General features: G+C 66.4%; 27 protein-coding genes. 8 read left to right on the forward strand and 19 right to left on the reverse strand.

What is annotated here, in order from left to right:
- The first annotated feature begins 71 nt into the window (after window positions 1–71).
- A complete protein-coding gene (locus tag ACZ1H8_RS17625) occupies window positions 72–494 on the forward strand; it encodes a hypothetical protein (protein WP_465178517.1) in 423 nt (140 codons plus the stop codon).
- 8 nt (window positions 495–502) lie between these two features.
- Here the strand turns inward: ACZ1H8_RS17625 and ACZ1H8_RS17630 are convergent, their stop codons facing one another.
- The 10 genes from ACZ1H8_RS17630 to pspA form a co-directional block, all read right to left on the reverse strand.
- Window positions 503–934: a SecDF P1 head subdomain-containing protein gene (locus tag ACZ1H8_RS17630; protein WP_465178518.1), complete on the reverse strand. Its 432-nt coding sequence runs from the start codon at window positions 932–934 to the stop codon at window positions 503–505.
- Entirely contained in the window at window positions 931–1,335 is a 405-nt protein-coding gene (locus ACZ1H8_RS17635; protein ID WP_465178519.1) for a SufE family protein, read from the reverse strand. Before ACZ1H8_RS17635 ends, ACZ1H8_RS17630 begins: the two co-directional genes overlap by 4 nt.
- A gap of 147 nt (window positions 1,336–1,482) precedes the next feature.
- Window positions 1,483–1,731 carry a hypothetical protein gene (locus tag ACZ1H8_RS17640; RefSeq protein ID WP_465178520.1) on the reverse strand — a complete coding sequence of 83 codons (249 nt, stop codon included), beginning with the start codon at window positions 1,729–1,731 and terminating at the stop codon, window positions 1,483–1,485.
- 11 nt (window positions 1,732–1,742) lie between these two features.
- Window positions 1,743–2,015 carry a hypothetical protein gene (locus ACZ1H8_RS17645; protein ID WP_465178521.1) on the reverse strand — a complete coding sequence of 91 codons (273 nt, stop codon included), beginning with the start codon at window positions 2,013–2,015 and terminating at the stop codon, window positions 1,743–1,745.
- Between the two features lie 198 nt (window positions 2,016–2,213).
- Window positions 2,214–2,483: a hypothetical protein gene (locus ACZ1H8_RS17650; protein ID WP_465178522.1), complete on the reverse strand. Its 270-nt coding sequence runs from the start codon at window positions 2,481–2,483 to the stop codon at window positions 2,214–2,216.
- A 16-nt stretch (window positions 2,484–2,499) separates the two neighbouring features.
- Window positions 2,500–2,823 (reverse strand): hypothetical protein, encoded by a 324-nt coding sequence (locus ACZ1H8_RS17655; protein ID WP_465178523.1) that lies wholly within the window; start codon window positions 2,821–2,823, stop codon window positions 2,500–2,502.
- Between the two features lie 17 nt (window positions 2,824–2,840).
- The gene (locus ACZ1H8_RS17660; protein WP_465178524.1) at window positions 2,841–3,128 is read right to left on the reverse strand and encodes a hypothetical protein; all 288 of its coding nucleotides are present in this window, start codon (window positions 3,126–3,128) and stop codon (window positions 2,841–2,843) included.
- A gap of 31 nt (window positions 3,129–3,159) precedes the next feature.
- Window positions 3,160–3,537, reverse strand: a complete 378-nt coding sequence (gene pspC / locus ACZ1H8_RS17665; protein ID WP_465178525.1) for an envelope stress response membrane protein PspC — start codon at window positions 3,535–3,537, stop codon at window positions 3,160–3,162.
- A 1-nt stretch (window position 3,538) separates the two neighbouring features.
- Entirely contained in the window at window positions 3,539–3,811 is a 273-nt protein-coding gene (gene pspB, locus ACZ1H8_RS17670; RefSeq protein ID WP_465178526.1) for an envelope stress response membrane protein PspB, read from the reverse strand.
- A 4-nt stretch (window positions 3,812–3,815) separates the two neighbouring features.
- A complete protein-coding gene (pspA, locus tag ACZ1H8_RS17675) occupies window positions 3,816–4,484 on the reverse strand; it encodes a phage shock protein PspA (RefSeq protein ID WP_465178527.1) in 669 nt (222 codons plus the stop codon).
- Window positions 4,485–4,882: 398 nt separating this feature from the next.
- Between pspA and pspF the strand changes: the two genes are divergently transcribed.
- From pspF to ACZ1H8_RS17695, 4 genes are all read left to right on the forward strand, one after another.
- Window positions 4,883–5,929, forward strand: a complete 1,047-nt coding sequence (gene pspF / locus ACZ1H8_RS17680; RefSeq protein ID WP_465178529.1) for a phage shock protein operon transcriptional activator — start codon at window positions 4,883–4,885, stop codon at window positions 5,927–5,929.
- 132 nt (window positions 5,930–6,061) lie between these two features.
- A complete protein-coding gene (locus tag ACZ1H8_RS17685) occupies window positions 6,062–6,682 on the forward strand; it encodes a superoxide dismutase (RefSeq protein WP_465178530.1) in 621 nt (206 codons plus the stop codon).
- A gap of 126 nt (window positions 6,683–6,808) precedes the next feature.
- The gene (locus ACZ1H8_RS17690) at window positions 6,809–7,195 is read left to right on the forward strand and encodes a hypothetical protein (protein WP_465178531.1); all 387 of its coding nucleotides are present in this window, start codon (window positions 6,809–6,811) and stop codon (window positions 7,193–7,195) included.
- Between the two features lie 202 nt (window positions 7,196–7,397).
- The gene (locus ACZ1H8_RS17695; RefSeq protein ID WP_465178532.1) at window positions 7,398–7,841 is read left to right on the forward strand and encodes a LysR substrate-binding domain-containing protein; all 444 of its coding nucleotides are present in this window, start codon (window positions 7,398–7,400) and stop codon (window positions 7,839–7,841) included.
- Between the two features lie 27 nt (window positions 7,842–7,868).
- On the opposite strand, the gene ACZ1H8_RS17700 is transcribed toward ACZ1H8_RS17695, so the two are convergent.
- Genes ACZ1H8_RS17700 through ACZ1H8_RS17715 form a run of 4 tightly spaced genes read right to left on the reverse strand, consistent with a single transcriptional unit; the run spans window position 7,869 to window position 12,174 of the window.
- The gene (locus tag ACZ1H8_RS17700; RefSeq protein WP_465178533.1) at window positions 7,869–10,043 is read right to left on the reverse strand and encodes a xanthine dehydrogenase family protein molybdopterin-binding subunit; all 2,175 of its coding nucleotides are present in this window, start codon (window positions 10,041–10,043) and stop codon (window positions 7,869–7,871) included.
- Window positions 10,043–11,044, reverse strand: coding sequence for an FAD binding domain-containing protein (locus tag ACZ1H8_RS17705; protein ID WP_465178534.1), 1,002 nt, complete (start codon window positions 11,042–11,044; stop codon window positions 10,043–10,045). The genes ACZ1H8_RS17700 and ACZ1H8_RS17705 overlap by 1 nt, the downstream gene beginning before the upstream one ends.
- A gap of 3 nt (window positions 11,045–11,047) precedes the next feature.
- On the reverse strand, window positions 11,048–11,653 hold the full coding sequence (locus tag ACZ1H8_RS17710) for a (2Fe-2S)-binding protein (protein WP_465178535.1): 606 nt from the start codon (window positions 11,651–11,653) through the stop codon (window positions 11,048–11,050).
- Between the two features lie 29 nt (window positions 11,654–11,682).
- Window positions 11,683–12,174: a DoxX family protein gene (locus tag ACZ1H8_RS17715; protein ID WP_465178536.1), complete on the reverse strand. Its 492-nt coding sequence runs from the start codon at window positions 12,172–12,174 to the stop codon at window positions 11,683–11,685.
- A 143-nt stretch (window positions 12,175–12,317) separates the two neighbouring features.
- Here ACZ1H8_RS17715 and ACZ1H8_RS17720 point away from each other — a divergent pair, with 143 nt between their 5' ends.
- Window positions 12,318–13,223 carry a LysR family transcriptional regulator gene (locus tag ACZ1H8_RS17720; protein WP_465178537.1) on the forward strand — a complete coding sequence of 302 codons (906 nt, stop codon included), beginning with the start codon at window positions 12,318–12,320 and terminating at the stop codon, window positions 13,221–13,223.
- 39 nt (window positions 13,224–13,262) lie between these two features.
- Here the strand turns inward: ACZ1H8_RS17720 and ACZ1H8_RS17725 are convergent, their stop codons facing one another.
- The 4 genes from ACZ1H8_RS17725 to mtaB are packed head-to-tail and all read right to left on the reverse strand — an operon-like array spanning window position 13,263 to window position 17,051.
- Complete coding sequence (locus tag ACZ1H8_RS17725) at window positions 13,263–14,273, reverse strand: 2-hydroxyacid dehydrogenase (protein WP_465178538.1); 1,011 nt, start codon at window positions 14,271–14,273, stop codon at window positions 13,263–13,265.
- A 3-nt stretch (window positions 14,274–14,276) separates the two neighbouring features.
- Window positions 14,277–14,897: a septation protein A gene (locus tag ACZ1H8_RS17730; RefSeq protein WP_465178539.1), complete on the reverse strand. Its 621-nt coding sequence runs from the start codon at window positions 14,895–14,897 to the stop codon at window positions 14,277–14,279.
- Window positions 14,887–15,822 (reverse strand): signal recognition particle-docking protein FtsY, encoded by a 936-nt coding sequence (gene ftsY, locus ACZ1H8_RS17735; RefSeq protein ID WP_465178540.1) that lies wholly within the window; start codon window positions 15,820–15,822, stop codon window positions 14,887–14,889. Before ftsY ends, ACZ1H8_RS17730 begins: the two co-directional genes overlap by 11 nt.
- Window positions 15,819–17,051, reverse strand: coding sequence for a tRNA (N(6)-L-threonylcarbamoyladenosine(37)-C(2))-methylthiotransferase MtaB (mtaB, locus tag ACZ1H8_RS17740; protein ID WP_465178541.1), 1,233 nt, complete (start codon window positions 17,049–17,051; stop codon window positions 15,819–15,821). The genes ftsY and mtaB overlap by 4 nt, the downstream gene beginning before the upstream one ends.
- On the opposite strand from mtaB, the gene ACZ1H8_RS17745 reads away from it, so the two are divergent.
- Entirely contained in the window at window positions 17,052–17,630 is a 579-nt protein-coding gene (locus tag ACZ1H8_RS17745) for a DUF924 family protein (RefSeq protein WP_465178542.1), read from the forward strand.
- 4 nt (window positions 17,631–17,634) lie between these two features.
- On the opposite strand, the gene ACZ1H8_RS17750 is transcribed toward ACZ1H8_RS17745, so the two are convergent.
- Window positions 17,635–19,281 carry a putative bifunctional diguanylate cyclase/phosphodiesterase gene (locus tag ACZ1H8_RS17750; protein WP_465178543.1) on the reverse strand — a complete coding sequence of 549 codons (1,647 nt, stop codon included), beginning with the start codon at window positions 19,279–19,281 and terminating at the stop codon, window positions 17,635–17,637.
- Between the two features lie 279 nt (window positions 19,282–19,560).
- On the opposite strand from ACZ1H8_RS17750, the gene ffh reads away from it, so the two are divergent.
- Entirely contained in the window at window positions 19,561–21,054 is a 1,494-nt protein-coding gene (ffh, locus tag ACZ1H8_RS17755) for a signal recognition particle protein (protein ID WP_465178544.1), read from the forward strand.
- Window positions 21,055–21,078: the final 24 nt, after the last annotated feature.

Consider the following 21,078-nt stretch of genomic DNA (forward strand, 5'->3'; position numbering starts at 1 on the left):
CGCCCGCACCCATTGACGCGGCGGGGTCGGCACCCGACATCGCGGTTTCCGTTTGATGGAGTGTGCCCAGGATGAAGATGCTTGCTCAGGCAGGCCTTGCCGCGTCGCTGCTGTTTGCCGCTATACCCGCCGCGGCCCAGGGAGACGGCGTCGCCGAACGCCTTGCCGATGCCGAAGCCAATCTGGTCGGCACCGGTCAGACCGCGACCGGTTGGGAAACGCGCGGTACGCTGGCCCGCGGCGCCAGCCAGGAAGTCACCGTCAAGCTGACCAAGGCGACCAGCTTCAGCATCATCGGCGCCTGCGACGCGCGCTGCGACGATCTCAACCTCTCCGCCACCGACTCGAAGCGCAAGCTGGTCGACTCGGACGACAATGACGATCCACTGCCGGTGCTGACGATCGACGCTCCGGGCACCTACCGGATCCGTGTCGAGATGAAACAGTGCAGCGCCGACAGTTGCGCCTTCGCGGTGAAGGCGTTCGGGAAATAGCCTGAGGTTCAGTCCGGCTTGAGCGTCCTGGCCAGTTCGCGTGCCTCGGCCTCTTGATAATTGCCGGTGATGATGACCGTGCCGCCGAGGATCGGCTCCTGGACAATCGGACGCGAGATCATCTTGCCGTTCAGGCTGATCTCTAGCGGCCGGTGCAATCTGCAGGTCGAAATCCAGCCGAACCGCGCGCGAGCATAGTCCGACAGGACCATCTCGACGCTCCAGCCTGCAAACTCGTCGTTGAACACTCTCACCGACCGCAGTTCGCTGGGCGCAACCGGCATCCCGCCGATCCAGAGGCCAGCGCCGCCGGGCTCCGTCAGCTCGGTGGACTCCCAATCCCGCTGGTCTTCCATATCGAACTTCGGGAGCGGCGGGCAGGGCGGGTCCTGCGGCGCCATCGCCAGCAGCGCCAGCGGCAGGAGGAACGGGGCGCTCATGCGTAGCGCGCCGCGGTCTCGCGGATCAGGGCGATCATGTTGGGAATGCCCTGCGTCCGGTTCGAACTGAGCTGATTGCGAAGGTCGAACGGCGCGAGTGCGCCCTCGATATCGGTCGCGGCGATCTCCGCCGGGCTGCGATCCTGCACCGTGGTCAGCACCAGCGCGATGATCCCCTTGGTGATCGCCGCGTTGGAATCCGCGAGGAAATGCAGCGTCCCGTCATCGGCCCGCGTCGGATAGACCCACACCGCCGCCGAACATCCGCGCACCAGCGTCGCATCGGTCTTCAGCGGATCGGGCATCGGCTCCAGCGCGCGACCCAGATCGATCAGCAGGCGGTAGCGGTCGTCGGAGTCCAGGAACTCATATTCTTCCTGGATGTCGGTCAGGCTCGGCATGCCGGGCCTATAGCGCCGGGCGGCGGTCCGTCCAATGCCGGACCTGGGTCCGGGAATACAACCGCGGCGTGAAGGCAGTCAGGCCGGGATAGGTGCCCCGCATTCACGCCGCGGTTCCCGGCCGTTGGCCGGGGTGACGCGGTTGGGTCAGAGGTCGACGCCGGCAGCGATCGCCTCGAGCTTGCGCAGCCGTTCCTTCAGGTCGGCGATCTCGATCCGCGATCCGGCGGACGGGGCGCCGCTGGCGCCGGCATCGGCGGCATGGCGTTCGTGCAGCTCGTCACGCTTCAGCGAGAGCCAGCTGCGCCAGCCCGAGAGCCCGGCGGCGGTGATCATGCCGAGGCCGGCAAGGCCGGAAGCGGCGAGGGTGAGGTAGAGATTGGCGTCGGTGGTCATGATGTCCTCCGTCAGACGCGGTTCTTGTCGCGCAGCTGCTCGATCTCGCGGTCGAGGCGGCTGGCGCCGGTTTCGGTGTCGGTGATGACCCGCTCGAGCACCTGGATGCGCTCCTTCAGCGAGCGGATTTCCTCGCGCAGCATGCGGCTCTCCGCGTCGTCGCGCTTGGTATCGACCTGATATTCGCCGCCCCATTTGTCCGTGCGGACGCCGAAGCGGGCCTTGAGTACGCTGGCGATCGATACGATCAGCACAATGCCGATGACCATTTCGAACGGGTTCATTGCAGTGGTCCTCTTCTGGGTCCTGCCCGGTTACTCGGCGGGCTGCAGGGCGGCTTCGCGCTCGGCGCGGCGGCGGGGGCGGTCGCGGCTCTCGGCGAGCCAGATCATCCCGCCGCACATCGCGGCGAGCACGCCAAAGACGATGATCATTTCGCTATCCTCGATTTCGGGACCTGGGTCCCGGTTGATGTCGTTGCTTCAGTTCAGCGGCTGATCGCGCAGCCGTTCGATTTCGTCGGAGAGTTCCAGGCCCTTGTCGGTCACGATCCGCTCCAGCACCTGGACCCGCTGCTCCAGCCGCTCGGTCTGGGCCGCATATTGCGCTGCCTTCTCGGCGGTCTGGGCGGCGATCAACTGGCCCATCTTCTCCTTGTGTTCCAGCCAGTGCTTGAAGGCCCCGACGCTCATGGCGCCGATGATCGGAAGGCCGACGACGATCATGAAGAAAAACAGGACAGATGTGGGCATGAGGTCCTCCGTCTGGTCAGTTGCGGGTGCCGCGGAGCTGTTCGATCTCGCGGTCCAGCGCGTGGCTGCTGTCGGTCACGATCCGCTCGACATTGGCGAGCCGGTCCTTGATCGAGCCGAGCTCGGCGCGCAGCTGGGCATTTTCCTGGCTCAGCAGCTTGATCCGCTCGACCGTCTCGTCGTTGTTCTTCGGATAGAGCGCCTGGCCCCAGCTGCCGTCGAGCGGATACCCGTTCTTGATCCGCAGCCAGGTGGTGACGACCCATCCGGCGATCGCAACCGAGACGATGACGGCGATCAGGGGGAACAGGCCCTGGATGAATACGAGCTTCTCGGTCATTTCCATCGTCCCTTTCTTCAGCGCAAGCTGTCGATTTCGCGGGCGGTGCGTTCTGCGGGATCGGTGACGATCCGCTCGAGCACCGCGATCCGCTCTTCGAGGCGGGAGATCTGGCCGGTCAGCCGTTCATTCTCCCGGCTCAGCAGCTCGATCTTTCGGTCCGCATCGGGGCCCGTCTTGCTGGTCATGCCGGTCCATTCATTCTCGATCGGGTAGCCGTGCTTCGCCCGGATCCAGCTCGAGATCAGCCAGCCCATGGTGGAGATCAGCACGATCCCCAGAACCATTGCCTGTCCGCCGTTCATTGTTCTTCTCCCTGTGCAGCCGCTGCTGGGTTCAGCGCAGGCTGTCGATTTCGTCGGCGAGGCGCGTGTTGCGGCTCGTATAGTACATCTCGATATCGGCCAGGCGGCGATCGATGTCGCGGAACTTGGACCGCACCTCGGCGGTGGAGCGGCGCGGGTTGGAGCGAACGCCCTGCCAGAATTTCTGGTCTTCCCGGTCCTCGTACAGGTCGCGCGGCCTGGCCGGCGCCATCATCGCGATCAGGAAATAGGCGACCACCACCATTCCCGAGGTCATCATGGTCAGCAGGATCACGCCGATCCGGAGCCAGAGCGCCTCGATCCCGGTATAGTCGGCGAGGCCGGAGCAGACCCCGAACAGCTTGCCATTCTGCTTGTCGAGGTAGAATTTGGTACGGCTGGCGGACATCTTAGTTCCTCCTGCTGAAATCATAGGGCTCTTGTTCTGAGCCGATGCGGGGCGTGGCGCGGAAGTCCGGATTGTCGGCGGCGATGATCCGCTCGACCGTCTGGAGCCGTTCCTCGAGCTGGCGGGCGAGATAGTGCAGCTCGTCGAGCAGCTTCTCGTCCTCGCCGGTGATCGTCGCGGCGGTCTTCCACTTGGTGATATAGTGGAAGATCACCCAGGGAAGCCCGATGAAGAGCATCCCGACGATCATGATGGGCAAGAACACCTCTTCCATCGGCTCAGTCCTTGTTCGCGAGGCGCTGCTTCAGGGCTGCCAGTTCGGCGTCGACCTTTTCGGACGAGCGCAGCTCGGCAATCTCTTCCTCCAGCGTCTTCGGCTCGGCACCCAGGCCCAGCGCATCGGCGCGACCCTCCGCCATGTCGACCCGGCGCTCCAGCACATCGAAGCGCGAGAAGGCGTCCTGCATCCGCGGACCGTTGGTCACCTCGCGCAGCTTGGCGCGGTTGTTGGCGCTTTCCAGCCGGGCGGTGATCGAGTTCTGCCGGGTGCGGGCCTCGCGCAGCTTGCTCTGGAGCTTCTGGATGTCGGCTTCCGACGCCTGCAGCGTCTCGTCCAGCACCGCGATCTCCTCGCGCAGCTGATCGCACATGTCCGCTGCCTTCTGGCGCTCGACCAGCGCCGCCTTGGCCAGATCCTCGCGGTCCTTCGACAGCGCCAGCTCGGCCTTTTCGGTCCAGCTTTCCTGGAGCTTGTCCAGGCGGGCGATGTGACGGCGCATTTCCTTCTGGTCGGCGATGGTGCGGGCGGCACTGGCGCGAACCTCGACCAGCGTCTCTTCCATCTCGAGGATGATCATCCGGATCATCTTGGCCGGGTCTTCGGCCTTGTCGAGCAGGTCGGTGACGTTGGCGGCGATGATGTCCCGGGTTCGCGAAAAGATACCCATATGCTTGCTCCTTCGAAACTTCGTACCGGCGGGAGGGAGTAGGGGGCCTCTCTCCCGCCGGGGGATCGCTCGCCGATAGGGGTCGGCGAGCGAAGCGATTGGTTAGGCCAGCGCGTTGGCTGCCGGACCGACCACCGATGCCATCAGGACGATGCCGGTGAAGAGGGTGCAGACGACCGCCGCGAAGGCGTTGCGGTAATAGTTGGGCTGGTAGGTCATTGTCGTTTTCCCTGAACCTGAAGTTTGTATCTCACGCCCGTTGCCGGGCTTGCCTGATACTTAGCAGGATGCGTGCCAAGTGCTGAAACCCACGGTTTTCCGCCATTCTTCGCGATGTGCGCGGCAGGGTCGGGATTTTTCACTTGCCAAAAGTTGGGAAATTTCCCCAAGCATTCGGCATGGAGCGCACTACCCAGGTCATCGGCCAGTCTTCTGCCTTTCTCGACGCGCTGGAGCGGGCCAGCCGCGCCGCGGCGCTCGACCGGCCGGTGCTGGTGATTGGCGAGCGCGGCACCGGCAAGGAGCTGGTGGCGGAGCGCCTCCATCGCCTGTCGCCACGCTGGGACCAGCCGCTGGTCGTGATGAACTGCGCCGCTCTGCCCGAGACGCTGATCGAGGCCGAACTGTTCGGCCATGAGGCCGGCGCCTTTACCGGTGCGACCAAGGCGCGCGCGGGGCGGTTCGAGGAGGCGCATCGCGGCACGCTGTTCCTCGACGAGCTCGGCACGCTGTCGATGGCGGCGCAGGACCGGCTGCTGCGCGCGGTCGAATATGGCGAGATCACCCGGATCGGCTCGTCGCGTCCGCTCCAGGTCGATGTCCGCATCGTCGCAGCGACCAACGAGCATCTGCCCGCACGGGTCGAGCAGGGGAAGTTCCGCGCCGACCTGCTCGACCGGCTCAGCTTCGAGGTGGTGACGCTGCCGCCGCTGCGCGCACGACCTGGCGACGTGATGGTGCTCGCCGAATTCTACGGCCGGCGCATGGCGTCGGAAATGGGCTGGGAAGACTGGCCCGGCTTCGGCGCGCGCGCCAGCGACGAGCTGGAACGCTATGACTGGCCCGGCAACGTCCGCGAGCTCCGCAACGTCGTCGAGCGCGCCGTCTATCGCTGGGAGCGCGAGGGACCGATCGACGCGATCGAGATCGACCCGTTCCAGTCGCCCTTCCGTCCGCGCCCGATGGCGCACTCGGCCGCGGCGCCGGCGATGGTGCCGCAGCTCGAGATCGTCGACGCGACCGCCACCGCCCAGCCGCAGCCCGAGCCCGAAGAGGATATCCGCGACTTCAAGCTGCGCGTGGCGCGGTTCGAGCGCGACCTGCTGCTGCGTGCGCTGTCCGAATGCCGCTATAATCAGCGCGCGACGGCCGAGGTGCTGGGCCTGACCTATGACCAGCTGCGTCACGCGCTGAAGCGCCACGAGCTGCTGACCGCCGGCGGCTGAGCAACCGCGCACCCAGATTTCGTTTGCGCTCTGCAACGATTTTTCGGTGCTTCACCGCAAGACTTGGCCTAGGAGGGACCGGAACGCGCGGGAGTTCGTTCTCCCCGCGATTTGCCAGCAACGGAGAGTATCATGGCCTTCGAACTTCCAGCCCTTCCCTATGCAGCCGACGCACTGGCTCCGCACATGTCTGCCGAGACGCTGGAGTTCCATCACGGCAAGCATCACAAGGCCTATGTCGACAAGACCAACGGCCTGATCGCGGGCACCGACCTCGCCGATGCCAGCCTGTCGCAGGTGATCAAGGCGGCCAAGGACCAGGGCAACAAGGGCCTGTTCAACAACTCGGCCCAGATCTGGAACCACAGCTTCTTCTGGCAGTGCCTCTCGCCCGAGAAGCAGGCGCCGTCGGGCAAGCTCGCCGACATGATCAACGACAGCTTCGGCTCGGCCGACGAACTGGTGAAGAAGCTGGTCGAGGAATCGACCAACCATTTCGCCAGCGGCTGGGGCTGGCTGGTGCTCGACGGCGACGCGCTGAAGGTGACCTCGCTGCATGACGCCGACACGCCGGTCGTCTATGACGGCATGAAGCCGCTGCTGACGATCGATGTGTGGGAGCACGCCTATTATATCGACTATCGCAACGCCCGTCCCAAGTATCTCGACGTGCTGAGCGCGAACCTGATCAACTGGGAATTCGTCGCCCAGAATCTCGATGGCCAGGGCGTGAGCCGCGCCGACCAGGGCTGATCGCGACACCGATCGATTGAAGGGGGCGCCGAGCGAAAGTCCGGCGCCCCTTTTCGTTGGGCGTCGGTTCATCGCGCATTCAACGCGTCAGGCAGAGCCTGCCTTATCCAGTGGCAGGAGGGACGGATGCGAGTCTGGCTGGCGGTGGTTCCGATGATGATGGTGACGGCGGTGCCGGCTTCGGCACAGATCTGGGGCGGGCCGGGCGGCAAGAGCCTGGCCCAGCCTCGACCGCGCGATGCGCGCCTTCCGCGGGACCTTGTCATGACCGAAGCGCCCTCGACCGGCGCGGGCGAGATCCGCCGCATCCGAAGCGATATCGACCGCGCGCTCGCCAATGGCGAGATCGACCGCCGGACGGCCCGGCGGCTGAAACAGGAAGCGAACCAGATCGGCACGCTTGCCGACCGCTACGGTCGAGGCGGTACGAGCGACTCCGAGGCGGCCGAACTGGCCACAAGGCGCAATCTGCTGCGCAACGACGTTGCCGCCGCCCGTAGCAAGCCACGCTGAGACGCCTCAGGAGGCAGCCCTGTCGAAGGGGGCGTACCGCCAGCAACCGGCTCGCAAGCCTCCATCCTGCCCGTGGCCCCCACGACCTCGATGAACGCGCGGAGCGCCGCCGGCGGATGCCTGTTGCGCGAATAATAGAGGCACAAGCCCGGGCAGGGCGGCGACCAGGCGTCGAGCAGCGTCATCAGGTGCTGCGCCGAACGTGACCTACAAGATCATCGCGCATGAGCCGATCGTGGTCGTCCTGCCGCGCGAACATCCGCTCGCCACGCGGCGCGAGATCGATCCCCAAGACATCGATCCGCGCGCGTTCATCGGCTATGCCGATACGCCGCACGTCCTGCGCGGCATTACCGACCGCTATTTTCGCGAGCGGGGGCTGACGATGATGCCGACGCATTTCCTCGACGGCTATGCGACCGGTATCTCGCTGGTCGCCTCGACGAAGGGGGTCACACTGCTCCCCGCCTATGTGAAGGCACTGCTCCCTGCCTCGCTGGTCAGCCGCCCGCTCGCCGGAAACGGCCCCGTGATCGAGATCGCGGCCGGGTACCGTGCCGACAACCCGTCGCCGATCCTGGCGGTTTTCCTGCGCAACATCGATCGCCTCGTCGAGGCGCGCGCTGCCGAGATCGAGGCGCAGTGACGCGGACTCCTCCGCTCCCCCCTCACGTTACAGAAGATCCTCGATCCGGATCGGCAGGTGGCGGATCCGCTTGCCGGTCGCATGATAGACCGCGTTGACGATCGCGGCGGTTGCGCCGACCATCGCCACCTCGCCAATCCCCTTCGCGCCGGAAATGTTGAGATTGGTGTCCGGCTCGTCGAGCAACTCGACTTCGATCTCGCCGATGTCGGCATTCACCGGTACGACATAGTCGGCAAGGTCGTTGTTGAGCACCCGCCCGAAGCGCGGATCGACTTCCCCGATCTCGCGCAGCGCGGCGCCGAAAGCCCAGACGACGCCGCCGCGCACCTGGCTCTCCGCCGTTCGGTGGTTCAGGACGCGACCACAGTCGCACACGCTGACGACGCGCGGTACGCGCACGCGGCAGGTCGTGGGCTCGATATGCACCTCCGCAAAATGCGCGATCCAGCTGAACGCCGTGAACCGCTCATAGTCGGGCCCGACGGGTGCGGGCAGGCCCTTGTTCAGCCGCTCGAACGCCGTCGGTGACTGGCCGAGCCCGGCCTGCGACACCTCGACCTCGAGGAAGGGGCGTCGCGCCTTGGCGAGCGCCGTGTGCACCGGTCCGGCCGCCCGCTCGGTTCCGACCAGTTCGGCCAGGCGCGAGCGTAGGAGCTGTGCCGCCGCCCGCGCGGCAGGTGCGGCGCTGGCGCACCCCCAGGAGCCCACGGTGATGTGCTGGGGCGCGACCGCCGTTTCGCCGAGTGCGATCTCCAGCTTGTCAGGATCGATCCGGAGGACGTTGATGAGTTCGGCCGCCACCGCGCTGCGCATGCCCTGACCGAACTCATGGCCGGTGATGGCGAGGCGTGACGTGCCATCGGCGTTCACGCGGAGCTTCGCCACGGCCGGCGACATCGACGCCTTGTAGGCGCCGGCGGCGACGCCCAGTCCCACAAGCATGCCGTCGCGCGTGCGCATCGAACCCGGCGCCTGCCGGCGGCGGGCCCAGCCGAACCGCTCGGCGCCTCGCTTCAGGCATTCGGCGAGCCGGCGCGAGGTGAAGGGCTTGCCCGTGATCGGGTCGATCTCCGCGTCGTTGCGCAGGCGCAGCTCGAGCGGGTCCATTCCCAGCTGATAGGCGAGTTCGTCATAGGCACATTCGGTCGCATAGCTCGAAGGATGCTCGTGCGGCGCGCGCTGATGTGCCGGTCCCTGAACATCGACCCGGACGCGGTGGTTGGTCGAGCGCCAGTTGGGGGTCGCGTACATGCGGCTGACATGTTCGCCATGAGCGCTTTCGAACTGATCGAACCGGCTATTCTGTTGCTCGACATCGTAGAGCACGGCTTCGAATTTGCCCTCGTTGCTCGCGCCCACCCGGACCCGGTGCTCGCTGAGCGGCCGGTAGCTCGCCGTGTGGAACAACTGACTGCGTGGCATCACCAGTTTGACGGGCCGCTTCAACAGCATCGCGGCCCGCACGACCAATGCCGTCTGCTGCTGGAGCTGATTCTTCTGGCCGAATGCCCCGCCGACATAGGGGCTGCTCGAGTCCAGCGATTGCGGGTCCTGGCTCAGCATCCCGGCAAGGCCGAACTTGAAGGCAGCGGCGTTCTGCGTGCCTTCCATCACGACGATCTTCCCGTCGACGAAGGACGCGGTGGTCGAGATCATCTCGATCGGATTGTGATGATGCTGCGGGTGGACATAGGTCACGTCCAGCTTCTTGGCGGCCGCGGCAAGGGCCGCCGGCGCATCGCCGGCTTCGCGATCGACTTTGACGGGTTCGCGTTCGGCACCCGGCTGATCGCGAGCCGCGGTGAAGGGCACCGCCCGGTATCGGACGCTCACGGCTTCGGCGCCTTCGATCGCGGCCTCGAGCGTTTCGGCAACGATGAGCGCGACCGCTTCTCCGCGATGGCGTACGCTTGGCCGCTTCATCGGTTGATAGCCCGGCTTGTCGCCACCGCCACCGCGCGTGGCCGGGGTTTCGCGGATGTCGGCGAAGTCGCGCCATGTGAAGATGCGGACGACCCCCGCTACCTGCGAGGCCCGCTCGACGTCGATTCCCAGAATGTCGCCCTTGGCGATCGCGGCGGGAACGGTCATCGCGTGAAGCAGGCCGGGCACCGCCCGGTCGGCCGCGAACCTCGCCGTGCCCAGGACCTTCTCCCGCGCATCGATCCGGGGGCGATCGGGGTTGGGTTCGAGCGACATCAACCGTTCCTTTCCGCTGCGATGACGACGGCATCGGCGATCGCGCGCGCGCCCAGTTCGATCTTGAACCGGTTCTGCGCCCCCGGTTTTGCCTCCGCGAACGCCGCGCGCGCAGCGGTCAGCGCGATGTCCCGGGCCGGCTCGCTGCCTTCGAGCAGCGCTTCGGTCTGCCGGGCGCGCCACGGCCTGGTCCCGACACCGCCAAGAGCGACATGCGCCTTCGTTATCCGGCCGCGATCGAGCTTCAGTGCGACGGCGGCGGACACCAGAGCAAAGGCGTAGGATTCGCGGTCCCGGATCTTGTGATAGGTCGAGTGTCGACCGGCCGCCGTCCTGGGCACGCTGATGCCGGTGATGATCTCGTCGGGCAGGATCGCAAATTCGCGCTCCGGGGTGGATCCGGGCAGGAGATAGAAGTCGGCGATCGGGACACTGCGTGCTCCTCCCGACCCGTTCAGTTCCGCGCTCGCGTCCAGCGCGGTCAGCGCAACCGGCCAGTCGCCCGGGGACACCGCCGTGCAGCCCGCGCTGGCTCCCAGCACCGCCTGGCCGCGATCGATTCCGCCGATCGCGGCGCAGCCCGAGCCGGGTTCGCGCTTGTTGCAGGGATAGATGCCGCCTGCGCCGTTTCGGAAATAGGGACAGCGCGTCCGCTGCAGCAGGTTGCCGCCAACGGTGGCCATGTTGCGCAGCTGTTGTGATGCGGCCTTCCACAGGCTTTCGGAAAGCACGGGATAGTCGCGGCGCACGACGGGGTTTTCCGCAACGTCGGCCATCAGCGCAGCTGCCCCGAAGAACAGGTGATCGCCACGCGTGTCGATCCGATCGGCATTCTCGATGGCGGAAATATCGATCAGGTGGACCGGTCGCTCGACCCCGAGCTTCATCAGGTCATAGAGCGTCGTCCCGCCGGCGATGTAGCGCGCGCCGGACCCGGCACGCCCGAAGGCGGCGATTGCCTCGGCGGTGGTGCGCGCGCGGAGATAGGTCACCTGCTGCATGACTCAGCCTTTCCGCATCTCGGTCGAGGCTTGCTCGATGGCGGCGACGATCCCGACATAGGCGCCGCAGCGGCAGATATTGCCGCTCATATATTCCCGGATCTCGTCGCGCGATGTGGCATGCCCCTCGCGGACGCAGGCGATCGCGGCCATGATCTGCCCGGGCGTACAATAGCCGCATTGCAGGGCGTCGTGATCGATAAAGGCCTGCTGCATCGGGTGAAGCGCGTCGCCATCGGCAATCCCCTCGATCGTGACGATCTCGCGGCCATCGGTCTTGGCGGCCATGGTGAGGCATGACGCGACGCGGCGCCCGTCCAGATGCACGGTGCAGGCGCCGCATTGCCCATGATCGCATCCCTTCTTGGCGCCGGTGAGCCCAAGCCGCTCGCGCAGCATGTCAAGCAGCGACGCCCGTGCGTCGATGTCGATCGAAACGGGTGCGCCATTGATGCGCGTCGAGATCGCAATCGTGGCACCGTTCTCGCGGGGGCGCACCGGCGCATCGGCGGATTGCTCAGCCCGCACCTCCGGAACCAGGCCCACCACGCCGACAATTGCTCCCGCTTGCAGCGTCTCGCGGCGGGTGATCTCGAGTCCCGTCGCCACGGGCCGGCTTCCGACAGGGTTTTCCCGGTTCAAAGCTCGCGCCCCAGTCGAGTGTCGACCGACCAGGCGACCGCACCGTTCATCGAGATGAGCAGGGCGATGAAGCCGAGGATGATCGGGTATTCGATCCCCCGATCGATCCAGGGATAGGTCGGCCCGAGTGCAAGGCAGATCGCCGCCATTTGCACCGCCAGCATCGGCGCGAAGAGGCGCGTCGCGAAGCCGACAGCGACCGCAAGCCCGCCAAAGGTCTCGAGCAGTGCCACGAACATCGCGAATTGCGGCGCAAAGGGGAGGCCCAGCGCGGTCTCGATGAGGCTGGTCGAACCGGCCAGCGGATTGGCCATGGTGCCATGGGCACTGCCCGTCAGCTTGGGGACGCCGTGCGTCGCGATCGTGAGGCCGAACGCTATCCTGAGCAGGACATAGCTGGCGGTTCCTCCGCGAGCATAGAAGCGAGCGAGCGACGGGAAGAGCAACCGGTGCTCTCGCGTCGTCGAGCGGATTGACAGTTCGGGCATAGCCATTTCCTCGACTGCTTCACTGAAGACAACGATATCGGCAGGCCCGCTCAACTCAAGCACGGGTACTTGAATTCACCATTCCACAAGCGTCAACAATTGATGGTTGATGCGCGAGGGGGAACGGCGCATTTCGCATAGTCATGGATCGCTTCGAAACCATGCGGCTCTTTGTGCGGATTGTGGAGCGGGGGAGTTTTGCGAGCGCCGCCCGGGATCTGCGACTTCCCCGCGCGACGGTGACCCGGGCCATTCAGCAGCTGGAAACGCATCTCGGAACGCGCCTGCTCGAGCGCACGACCCGTGCCGTCCGGCCGACGGACGACGGCACCCTCTATTATGGGCGCTGCGTTCAGCTATTGTCGGATCTCGACCAGATCGAGAGCGGTTTCGGGGCCTCCGAACCAAGGGGCCCTCTGGCGATCGACATGCAGGGGACGCTCGCGCGCTTCTTCGTCCTCCCCGCGCTTCCGGACTTTATTCGCCGCTACCCTGCAATCGACCTTCGCCTGAGCGAGACCGATCGCATGGTGGATCTTGTCGAGGAAGGCGTGGACTGCGTGCTCCGTGCCGGCACGCTGCCGGATTCGTCGCTGGTCGGACGGAAGGTGGCGGAGGCGGAGCAACTCACACTGGCCAGCCCTGGCTATCTCGAAACGTTCGGGGTCCCCTCCGTGCTGGCGGATCTCGCCGCGCATCGCATGGTTGCCTATGTGGCCTCCGCTTCCGGTCAGCCCTACGCCCTCGACTTCGAGGTGGAGGGCGCGCTGCAAGAGATCCTGCTCCCGTTCGATGTCACCGTTCGCGGGGCCGAGATATACACCGCGGCAGGTGTCGCCGGTCTGGGGCTGATTCAGGTTCCCCGCTACCGGGTGCAGCACCAGATCGATGCGGGGGACCTGGTCCCGGTCCTCCAGGACAATCCGCCACCGCCGATGCCGATATCGATCCTCCATCCCGGCCATCGCAACATCTCCCCGCGGACGCGCGTGTTTGCCGATTGGTTGGCCGAGTTATTCGAGGATCTTCAGGAGCAGGGGAGGCTGTAAGCGACACGACGTCCGTTCGACGACCTCACCGTGTCAGGCTTACTCCCTCAATCGGTCCGTCGTCACCTGATTGGTGAGCGGGCGCCCCGCCTCGGCGTCCGACACGCTCTCCAGCGTCGTTTCCGCGATCGCGGTCAGCGCTTCTTCGGTCAGGAACGCCTGATGCCCGGTCAGCAGCACATTGGGGAAGGTCAGCAGCCGCTGGAGGATGTCGTCCTGGACGATCTCGCCCGACAGGTCCTTGAAGAACAGGTCCGCTTCCTGCTCGTACACGTCGAGCGCGACGCCGCCGATGCTGCCGCGCTTCAGCGCCTCGATCAGCGCCCGGGTGTCGACCAGCGCCCCGCGGCTGGTGTTGACCAGGATCAGCCCCGGCCGCGCCGCCGCCAGCATCTCCGCATCGATCAGGTGCCGCGTCTCGGGCGTCAGCGGGCAGTGGAGAGTGACGATGTCGCTTTCACGCAGGAGCTGCTCGCGCGGGACATAGCGCACCCCGATCGCGGTCAGCTCCGGATCCTCGATTAGGTCGCTGGCCAGCACCTCGCAACCGAAGCCGGCGCGCAGCGCGCGGGCGACCAGCGCGCCGATCTTGCCGGTGCCGACCACCCCCGCGACGCGTCCGTGCAGGTTGCGGCCGACCAGCCCGTCGAGCGCAAAATTATTGTCGCGCGTTCGCGACCAGGCGCGATGGATTCGCCGGTCTAGCGCCAGCAGCAGCGCGACGGTGAATTCGGACACCGCATGCGGCGAGTAGGCCGGCACGCGCACCACCGGCAGGCCCAGCGCCTCGGCCGCTTCCAGATCGACATTGTTGAATCCGGCGCAGCGAAGCGCGACGAGGCGGACGCCCATCGCAGCCAGTGCCTCCAGCACCGGCCGGTCCAGCCGGTCGTTCACGAACACGCACACGGCGTCGCTGCCCTGCGCCAGCGCAACCGTGTCCTCGCTCAAGCCGGGCTCGAGGAACCGCAGGTCATGGCCATGCGCCGCATTGGCCTTGTCGAGGAACCGGCGGTCATAGGACCGCGCACCGAAGACCGCGACGCGCATTGCTCAGCCCTCGGGCGGGATCGGCGCGTCGGCCGGCTTTTCGAGCTGCAGCCCGTGCTTCAGCAGCATCGGGATGTTGAGCATCGCGAAGACGAGCGTCATCGGGATCACTGCCCAGGTCTTGAAGGTCAGCCACTGGTCCCAGTCGACCATGTGCCGCACCACTTCGTTCAGCACCGCCATGGCGACGAAGAAGCCGGTCCAGTTGATCGTCAGCAACCGCCATCCCTTGGCCGACAGGCCGGGATAGGCACTTTCCAGCAGCGCTTGGAGCAGCGGTTTGCCGGTCAACAGGCCATAGGCGAGGATGATCGCGAACATCGAATAGACGATGGTCGGCTTGATCTGGATGAAGGTCTGGTCGTGGAAATACAGTGTCAGCCCGCCGAACACGAGCACCAGCATGCCCGAGATCCACAGCATCGGCGAGATGTGGCGGGTCTTCCACCAGGATAGCGCCATCGCCAGGCCCATCGCGACCATGAATGCGGCGGTCGCCGCCAGGATCTTTGCAATCTGCGCACCCGGCGCCAGCCAGTTGGTGGCGAAGAAGATGACCAGCGGGCCGAAATCGATCAGCATCCGCAGGCCGGGTGAAACGGGTTTGCGCGTGTCAGCGGCCATTGCTCAGTTCCTCGACGCCGGCGATGATGCGGGCGACTTCCCTGGGATTGAACGGGCGCAGATCGTCAACCTTCTCGCCCACGCCGATCGCGTGGATCGGCAGGCCGTATTTCTCGGCCGCCGCGACCAGCACGCCGCCGCGCGCGGTGCCGTCCAGCTTGGTCATCACCAGCCCGGTGACACCAGCGACTTCCTTGAAGACCTCGATCTGGTTCAGCGCATTCTGGCCGGTGGTCGCGTCGAGGACGAGCACCACGTCGTGCGGCGAGGCGGGGTTGATCCGGCCGAGCACGCGGCGGATCTTGGCGAGTTCGTCCATCAACTCGCGCTTGTTCTGAAGGCGGCCGGCGGTATCGACGATCAGCACGTCGATGCCGGTCTCGGTCGCCTGCTTCACCGCCTCGAACACGATCCCCGCCGCGTCGCCGCCTTCGGGGCCTGAGACGATCGGTACGCCGATCCGCTCGGCCCAGGTGCGCAGCTGGCCGATCGCGGCGGCACGGAATGTGTCACCGGCGGCAAGCATGACGCCGTAATCCTGCTCGATCAGCAGGTTGGCCAGCTTGGCGATGGTGGTCGTCTTGCCCGATCCGTTGACGCCGATGACCAGGATCACCTGCGGCCGCGGAAACGCCTCGACCTCCAGCTTCTTCGCGACCGGGGTCAGGACCTTCTCGATCTCTTCCGCCACGATCAGGCGGATGCCAAGCTCTTCCATGCCGGTTTCGAACTGGCCGTCGGCGAGGCGCTGGCGCACGCGCGCCGCGGTCGCAGGGCCCAGGTCGGACGCGATCAGCGCCTCCTCGATCTCGTCGAGCGTCGCTTCATCAAGCCTGCCAAGCTGCAGCCCGGCCAGATTGCCGAGCAGCCGGTCCGACGTGCGCTTGAACCCGCCCAGCAGGCGCTCATGCCAGCTCCCGCTCATGCGATTCCGCCCCGCAGCCTGTCGTCTTCGACACGTTCGATCTTCACTCGCACAATCGCTCCAACTTCATTCGGGCCATGCCGCACTTCGGCGAAATTGGCCGCATGGCCCCGGTCTCCCGGACGCTCTACCAGAATTTCCTGCGTGCTGCCGACCAGGCTTTGCAGCCAGGCCGATCGCCGCCGCTGCGCCGCGGCCCGCAGCGCCGCCGCGCGCGCCTTCACGACATCGGGCGCCACCTGCGGCATCCGCGCCGCCGGCGTGCCTGCGCGCGGGCTGTAGGGGAAGATATGCGCGTGCACCACGTCGCAATCGTCGATCAATGCCAGCGTGTTGGCGAACATCGCCTCGTCCTCGGTCGGGAAGCCGGCGATCAGGTCGGCGCCGATCGCGATGTCAGGGCGCGCCGCCTTAAGCCGCTCGACCAGCGCGACCGACTGGGCACGGCCATGGCGGCGCTTCATCCGCTTCAGCACCATGTCGTCGCCTGCCTGGAGCGACAGATGGACGTGGGGCATGACCCGCGCCTCCTGCGTCAGCAACTCGAACAACCGGTCGTCGATCTCGATCCCGTCGAGCGACGACAGCCGCAACCGTCGGAGCCCCGGCACATGGCGCAGCACGCGCTCGACCAGTTGGCCCAGGCTCGGGCTGCCGGGCAGGTCATGGCCGTAACTGGTCAGGTCCACCCCGGTCAGCACGATCTCGGCATGGCGCTCGGCCAGTTCGGCGATGCGGTCGATCACCGCGCCCGCGCCGACCGAGCGGCTGTTGCCGCGCCCGAACGGGATCGCGCAGAAGGTGCAGCGATGGTCGCAGCCATTCTGCACCTCGACGAACGCGCGGGCATGGGTCGAGAAGCTGGCCGCCAGGTGCGGCGCGGTATCGCGCACCGCCATGATGTCCTGCACCACCACCGCATCGCCCGCCGCCCAGGCGTCGGCGCGCAGTTTCTCGGCATTGCCGATCACACGGTCGACCTCGGGCATCGCGGCAAAGGCCTGCGGATCGATCTGTGCTGCGCAACCCGTGACGACCAGTTCGGCGTCCGGCCGCTCGCGCCGCGCGCGGCGGATCGCCTGGCGCGTCTGCTTGACCGCCTCGTTGGTCACCGCGCAACTGTTCACCACGACGGTGTCTCGCCCTGTCAGAAGCGAACGGATCGTTTCGCTTTCGGCAAGGTTCAAGCGACATCCGAGGCTGACGACATGTGGTGAGGAGAACGGCATTTGGCGGACGATCTAGGGTTGGCGGACCTCGATGTCCACGCGAAGGCGCAGGAGGTGCTGGGCTTCTGGTTCGATCTGGTGATGCCCGAACAATGGTTTGCCCGCTCAGACTCGCTCGATGCGGAGATTCGCGAGCTGTTCGGCCCGCTGCGCGATCTGGTGCTGGGCAGCGGCGCTGCCGGCTGGCGCGACGATCCTGACACGCTGCTGGCGGCGATCATCCTGCTCGATCAGTTCAGCCGCAACCTGCACCGCGGCACCGCCGAGGCGTTTGCCGCCGACCCGCTGGCGCAGGAGCTGACCGCGCTCGCGCTGGTCGCCGGCTGGGACGAGGGGCTGCCGCAGGAGCGCCGCCAGTTTCTCTACATGCCGCTGATGCATGCCGAGGATCTCGAGATCCAGGCGCTCAGCGTCCGCTGCTTCGAAAAGCTCGGCAAGGCGGACTCGCTCGACTTCGCGCATGAGCATGCCGAGGTAATCAGGCGCTTCGGCCGCTTCCCGACCCGCAACGCTGCGCTCGGCCGCGAGTCGACCCCGGAGGAGCGCGACTGGCTGGCGAGCGACCCGGTCGACTGGTGAGGCGTCAGCCGGCCAGCCGCTGGCCGGGCACTTCCACGACGAGTCCCGAGGCAACCGGCACCTGCTGGACGAGCAGCCGCCGTTCCGCCAGCAGGCGGCGCACGCCCGCCGCCGACAGCGGCTTGCCATAATACCAGCCCTGGGCCTTGGCGCAGCCCACGGCGCGCAGCCGCTGCTCGATCGCGGCATCCTCCACCCCCTCGGCGGTGACCGGCAGGTTCAGGCTGTCGCCCAGCTTCGCGATCGCGTTCACGATCGCCGCCGAATCAGCATTGTCGTTGATCGTCGTCACGAAACTGCGGTCGATCTTGATCCGGTCGAAGGGCAGGGCGCGCAGATGGGCGAGCGACGAATAGCCGGTTCCGAAATCGTCCAGCGCGATCCGCACCCCCTGGTTCTTCAGGCTGCCGACGATCGACTGGGCCAGAGCGAGGTTGTCGAACAATGCGCTTTCGGTGATCTCGATCTCCAGCCGATGCGCGGGGAAGCCGGTCTCGGTCAGCACTTTGATGATCTTCTGAGCCAGCCATGCGTCGCGCAGCTGCCAGGGCGACAGGTTGACCGACAGGCTGAGCGCCGGGTCCCAGTCGCGCGCCGCTTGGAAGGACTGGCGCATGATCGACAGCGAGAGTTCGGCGATCAGCCCGGTTTCCTCGGCGATCGGGATGAACAGGGCAGGGCTCAGCAGCCCGCGCCGCGGATGCTCCCAGCGCGCCAGCACCTCGAACCCGTCCAGCCGGCCGCTGGCCAGGTCGACCTGCTGCTCGAAATAGGGAACGATCTCGTGGCGCGGGATCGCCATGCGCAATGCGGTCTCCAGTTCGTTGCGCGCCTGGAGTTCGCGCTCCATCGACTGGTCGAACCAGGACAGCCGGTTGCGGCCCGATTTCTTCGACTGGTACATGGCGATGTCGGCCGATCGCATCAGTGCATCGATGCTGGTGCATTCGAAATCGGACCGCGCGACGCCCAGCGAGCACGAGATGTGCAGGCGCAGGCCTTCGACGTCGAAGGGCTGGGCCATCCGGCTGACGATCCGCTCGCCGATCCGCTCGACCATCTCGGGCTGGGTCGGATCGAACAGGAATCCGCACGAGAATTCGTCGCCGCCCATCCGCGCGGTCAGCGCGGCGGCGGGCACCGCGGCGCGGATCTCGGCCGCCACCGCACGCAGCAGCGCGTCGCCCACCGCATGGCCGTGCATGTCGTTGATCGCCTTGAAATGATCGAGGTCGAGCATCATCAGCACCATCGCCTTGCGCCGGCGCTGGGCGCGCACGAACATCGCCGCGCCTTCCTCGGCCAGGCTGCGGCGATTGAGGAAGCCGGTCAGCGGGTCGCGGCTCGCCAGCAGATGCGCCCGTTCCTCGGCTTCCGCCCGCTCGCGCACTTCCTCACGCAGTGCTTCATGACGGCGCCAGCCGAACAGGATCAGCGCCACGTTCAGCAGCAGCGCGATCACCAGCGTGCGGTCCACCGGCTCGCCGCCGGCGAAATAATGCTGCACCGTCTTGGACAGCACCGAACTGCCGGTCCCCACGAACAACAGGATCGAGGCGACGCTGATCGCGCCGGTCACGACATTGCTGTCCTTCTTGCCGCTGTTCGTCTTGCTGTCGTCATGCACGTCATTTTCGAGATCCAGCGCCATGCCGGACGTCTCCTCAATTCGATCAGGCGACGGCTCTGGCACGTGCGGGGTATAGAAGCGGTTAAGCGCAGACGCGGATCGGTAATAATCGGCTTCCGTCAGGATGGACTTGCATCGGGTTGCGCTTTTCCCATCTCGCGGCTATGAGCCACCCCGACCGTTCCAAGGAACGCGCGACATTGATCGTCCCGAGGGGCGACGCCGGCCGACGAGGTTTCGTCCGCCGGCGTGTTTTGCGTTTGGCGGAACCCGGGCGGAATTTGGAGTGAAACGAGTCTCATGTTCGAGAGTCTGAGCGAACGGCTTGGCGGCGTATTCGATCGCCTGAAGGGTCGTGGCGCGCTCGTCGAGGCCGACGTCCGCACCGCCATGCGCGAAGTCCGCATCGCCTTGCTGGAGGCCGATGTCGCGCTTCCGGTCGCGCGCGAATTCGTCGACAAGGTGACCGAACAGGCGATCGGCCAGCAGGTGCTGCGCTCGATCACCCCGGGTCAGCAGGTCGTCAAGATCGTCCATGACGCGCTCGTGGACATGCTGGGCCCCGACACGGCTGAGCTGAACCTGGGCGTCACCCCGCCTGCGGTCATCATGCTCGTCGGTCTCCAGGGCTCGGGCAAGACCACCACCACCGCCAAGCTCGCCAAGCTGATCAGCAAGACGCAGGGCAAGAAGGTGATGATGGCGTCGCTCGACGTCAATCGCCCGGCGGCGCAGGAGCAGCTGGCGGTCCTCGGCACCCAGACCGAGGTGGCGACGCTGCCGATCGTCAAGGGTCAGCAGCCGGTCGAGATCGCCCAGCGCGCCCTGTCCTCGGCGAAGCTCCAGGGCTTCGACGTGGTCATGCTCGACACCGCCGGCCGACTCCATGTCGACCAGGCGCTGATGGACGAGATGAAGGCGGTCGCCGACATCGCGAAGCCGCAGGAAATCCTGCTCGTGGTCGACTCGCTGACCGGCCAGGACGCGGTCAACGTCGCCACCAGCTTCAGCACCCAGGTTCCGCTGACCGGCGTCGTGCTGACCCGCATGGACGGCGACGCGCGCGGCGGCGCCGCGCTGTCGATGCGCTCGGTCACCGGCAAGCCGATCAAGTTCGCCGGCATGGGCGAGAAGCTCGACCAGATCGAGCCGTTCCACCCGAAGCGCGTCGCCGGCCGCATCCTCGGCATGGGCGACGTCGTCTCGCTGGTCGAGCGCGCGGCGCAGGCGATCGAGCAGGAAGACGCCGAGAAGATGGCGTCGCGGCTGGCCAAGGGCCAGTTCGACATGAACGACCTGCGCAGCCAGCTGGCGCAAATGCGCAAGATGGGCGGCATCGGCGCGCTTGCCGGCATGATCCCCGGCATGAAGAAGGCACAGTCGGCGATGGCCGCCGGCAATGTCGACGAGCGCATCCTGCTGCGCATGGACGCGATGATCACCTCGATGACGCCCAAGGAGCGCGCCAAGCCCGAGCTGATCAACGCCAAGCGCAAGATCCGCATCGCCAAGGGCAGCGGCACGACCGTCCAGGACGTCAACAAGCTCATGAAGATGCATCAGGAGATGCAGACCGCCATGAAGCGGCTCAAGAAGATGGGCGGCCTCAAGGGCATGATGTCGATGCTTGGCAAGGGCGGCATGGGCGGCCTCGGCAACGCCATGGGCGGGCCCGAGCTGGGCGACGTCATGGGCAAGATGGGCGGTCCCGGCGGCGGGCTTCCCGGCCTTCCCGGCGGCGGCGACATGCCCAAGCTGCCCCCCGGCTTCCAGAATTTCCTGAAGAAAAAGTAAGTTCGTTTTCGGTTTCAACAGTTC

The sequence above is a fragment of the Sphingomonas sp. BL-S-25 genome, from assembly GCF_055521555.1.